Origin of the sequence: uncultured Anaerococcus sp., from assembly GCF_947253225.1 — a bacterium.
Lineage (GTDB): Bacteria > Bacillota > Clostridia > Tissierellales > Peptoniphilaceae > Anaerococcus.
This window is the reverse complement of record NZ_CAMXYR010000093.1, coordinates 1-3,961: the sequence shown is the minus strand read 5'-3', so window position 1 is coordinate 3,961 and position 3,961 is coordinate 1. Positions and strand designations below refer to the sequence as shown.

The 3,961-nt window shown below is 33.3% G+C and carries 3 protein-coding genes; all 3 read left to right on the top strand.

All coding sequences use genetic code 11. The features are described 5' to 3' along the window. Window positions 1-107 precede the first annotated feature (107 nt). A complete protein-coding gene (gene dnaG, locus Q0W95_RS07635) occupies window positions 108-1,742 on the top strand; it encodes a DNA primase (RefSeq protein ID WP_297791493.1) in 1,635 nt (544 codons plus the stop codon). Window positions 1,743-1,766: 24 nt separating this feature from the next. Further along, window positions 1,767-3,587: an RNA polymerase sigma factor RpoD gene (gene rpoD / locus Q0W95_RS07630; protein WP_297791492.1), complete on the top strand. Its 1,821-nt coding sequence runs from the start codon at window positions 1,767-1,769 to the stop codon at window positions 3,585-3,587. Beyond that, window positions 3,587-3,961 (top strand): class I SAM-dependent methyltransferase (locus Q0W95_RS07625; RefSeq protein ID WP_297791491.1); only part of this gene is annotated, 375 nt, incomplete at its 3' end. The genes rpoD and Q0W95_RS07625, both read left to right, overlap by 1 nt.

Here is a 3,961-nt window from a genome sequence, read left to right as displayed (position 1 = left end):
CACCTGTGTTAGGTCGTCGGCAGCGTCAGATGTGTATAAGAGACAGAATATAAATTCATTCAATTGAAAACAAAGGTAAGATTAGTATAATTCATATAGGTGATTTTATGAGTTTAATTTCTGAAGATAAGATAAATCAAATAGTTCAGAGCTCAAATATAGTTGATATTATAGGGGAATATGTCGATTTAAAAAGAGCTGGTTCATCCTTCAAGGGGCTTTGCCCTTTTCATAACGAGAAAACGCCATCTTTTACAGTAGATGAGAAGAAACAATTATTTCACTGCTTCGGTTGTGGAGCGGGAGGAGATGTTGTTTCTTTTATAATGCAAAAGGAAGGCTTGAATTACCCAGAAAGTCTTAAATTTTTGGCAAACAAGGCTGGCATTAGCATAGATTATACAGAAGATCCTGAAATAAATAAAAAAAACAATCAACTTTATGAGATTAATAAAGATATCATGATGTTTTATTACAAAAATCTTCTTACCGATAGAAAAGCCCAAGCTTATTTAAAAAATAGAGGTCTATCTAGCAAAATTGTAAATACCTTTATGCTTGGTTTTGCTAAGGATTCTTGGAATGATTTATATGATTATATTAAGGCTAAAAATTATTCGGAAGAAGATTTAGAGGACTTAGGTCTTATCAAAAAATCCTCCAAGGGAAATTATTATGATAAGTATAGGGATAGGATAATATTTCCTATTATCAATCATTTTGGTAGGGTTATAGGTTTTGGAGGAAGGGCTATATCTGGTCAGATGCCCAAATATTTAAACTCACCTGAGTCTAGTGTTTTTAAAAAAAGGTACAACCTTTATGGTCTTAATATCTACAAGAAACAAAAAAGAAAAGAGATTATTTTGGTAGAAGGATATATGGATGTTATAGCTCTTAATAATCATGGTATTGATATAGCAGTAGCATCACTTGGCACAGCACTTACACCCGATCAGGCAAAACTCATTAAGAGGTATTCAGATGATATATATATTTGTTATGACCAAGATGGGGCAGGGATTAAGGCTACAGAAAAGGCTATAAGAATTTTTCATGAAATTGATGTAAATCCTAGTGTGATCGTTCTTGACCAAGGAAATGATCCAGATGATTTTATAAGAAGTAGGGGTAGAGAAGCCTTTGAGGAAAAGATAAAAACAGCCAACGATTCATATAATTATAAGTACGAGAAAATCTTAGATCAATATACCAAGGCAAGTCCTAGTGAAAGATTAGATACCCTAAATTTATTTGTTGGTTTTCTTGCTTCAATTAAACAAGAATTGACTAGAGAAGTTTTTATAAACAATGTATCAAAGCTTTTTGAAATAGATAAAAGTACTTTAAAACAAGCTATTTCAAGGTATAATGAAGTTACTGACTATAAAGTAGTTAATAGGGGTAAGTTTAATAGTAAGAAACCGATAATAGTTGAAGATGAAAAAATCGACTTTAATATAAATGAGTTAGAAGTTTTGAGGTTATTTTTTAACCAGAGGTCTGATTATGAAAAAGATAGGGAATTTTTTGATAAGGCTATTGAAAATGAAAAGATAAATAATGTCAAAACTTTTTTGAAAGAAAAGGATGTTAGTAAGTTTGATCTGGAAGATAAAGACTATAAGTTCATTCTGGATTATATAAGAGATAATGCTAATCCTATTCTAGCAGAAGAATTGAAGGAGAAGATTATCCTTTTTAATAGGAAAAGAGAACTGAAAAAACTAAGGAATAGATAGTCTTTGTAAGTAAGGGGAGTATTAATGACTGGCGATGACAATAAATTGCTCGATGATGATGTTTTAAAGGAAATTTTAGAAGAATTTCAATCAATCAGCGAGGCTCAAGATGGATTGATTACTTATTCGCAGATTTACACATTTGAAAATTTCAAGGAAATGGAAGATGAGAGCAAGAAGTTTGTTATAAATCAGATTTTGAGCTTGGGTATAGAAATTGTAGAAAAATCTGAGACTGTTCTTGAAGATGAAGAAACGGCAAACGAAGATTTGGATGATGACTTAGCTGATGATGAAGATGATTTGCAAGAAGATATTGAAGAAGAAGCAATTGAAGATGACCTAAGCAAAGACGTTGATATAATGGCTGGGGTCAAGGTTGATGACCCTGTCAAAATGTATCTTAAAGAAATTGGTAAGGTGAGTCTTTTGACTGCGACTGAGGAGATAATTCTAGCTCGTAGGATGGAAGTTGGAGAAATTGCTAGGAAAAAACTAAGTGGGGCTAATTTTAACAAGCAAAACAAGACCAAGCTTGCTAATGATATTTTCTTTGGAGATCTTGCGAAGATTTTAAAAGTAGCAAATTCTAAACTAGAGTTGAGTGGTGAACTTGATTCTAATACTAGGGAAGAAATCCTAGGCTTACTTAATATGGGAGATCTTTTCAAACAAATAATGGAAGAAGATCTCGATAAGGAAAGCCTAGAAGAGTTAAGAACAAAGGTTATGATTTGTAATATTGCTGAAAATTCTGTATCAGAAAATGATTTGGATAAAAGCAAGGCCAATTCCTTGTGTGACCTTTTTGACTCCTTTGACCACATGTTAAATATCACAGAATCTGATGAGATTGTCAATCTTGTTTATTTGTCATTCAATGATATTCTTGCTAAAGCTGCTAACAGAGAGCAAATTAAGACTAACGATAGGATGATTCTTGATGATTTTATAAATACGAGTGAGATGGCTAAAAAAATAGCAAACAACATAAAACTTTCTAGCGGTGATTTAGCAGGGATAGATGTAGCTATTGAATTAAGAGATTTGGCTTACAAGATAATCAATGATTCTGATCTTGATGATGTGGATAGGATTGAGTTAAAGAGAGCAGTTCTAAATTCTAAAAGAGCTAAGCAAAAACTCGCAGAAACCAACCTAAGACTTGTTGTATCAATTGCAAAAAAATATGTGGGGCGTGGAATGAGTTTTCTTGACCTCATCCAAGAAGGTAATATGGGGCTAATGAAGGCAGTCGATAAGTATGACTACAACAGGGGTTTTAAATTTTCAACCTATGCAACCTGGTGGATTAGGCAAGCTATAACTCGTGCAATAGCTGACCAAGCAAGGACTATAAGAATACCAGTTCATATGGTCGAAACTATTAATAAACTTGTAAGAATCCAAAGGCAACTTGTCCAAGATTTGGGAAGAGATCCTTCAAATGAAGAAATCGCTGAACAAATGGGCATAGAAGTAGATAAGGTTCAAGAAATTAGAAAGATTTCTCAAGAACCAGTTTCCCTTGAAACGCCAATTGGTGAAGAGGATGATAGCCACTTGGGAGACTTTATTGAGGATGATACTGCTATTGACCCAGGAGAGGCAGCTAACTACACCATGCTCCGTGAGCAGTTGAATGACGTATTGTCTTGCCTTGGAGCAAGGGAGAAGCGTGTTCTCCAATTGAGATTTGGCCTAATTGACGGAACACCAAGGACATTAGAAGAAGTAGGCAAGGAATTTGATGTAACTAGGGAGAGGATTAGACAGATTGAGGCCAAGGCACTAAGAAAGCTAAAATCTCCAAACAAGAGTGAATTATTGAAAGATTTTTTATAATGGATGATAAAAAAAGATTACTAGATATTATTAATCTAATAGATGAAAATAAAAATATTATAGATATAGGAACTGATCATGGATTAGTTCCTTTATATTTAGCAAAAAATGGCATAAGTAAGAATATTCTAGCAACAGATATATCGGAGAAGTCTCTGGAAAAACTAAGGACGGCTCTAACTGATGAATTAAGTACGATTATTTCGACAAGAGTTACTGATGGCTTTAAGGGGATAGAAAAAAAAGAAAATCAAGTAGCAATAATTGCTGGAATGGGAGCTAATACAATAATTGATATCATTGAGGATTCCCTTGATTTTGCAGAAAATCTCGATTATCTTATTCTAGCAAGTAATATCAATACTGAAAAATTG

What these genes read in the sequence shown, in the direction of transcription:
- rpoD (WP_297791492.1), top strand. Translation starts at nt 1,767, where the DNA reads ATGACTGGCGATGACAATAAATTGCTCGATGATGATGTTTTAAAGGAA.
- dnaG (WP_297791493.1), top strand. Translation starts at nt 108, where the DNA reads ATGAGTTTAATTTCTGAAGATAAGATAAATCAAATAGTTCAGAGCTCA.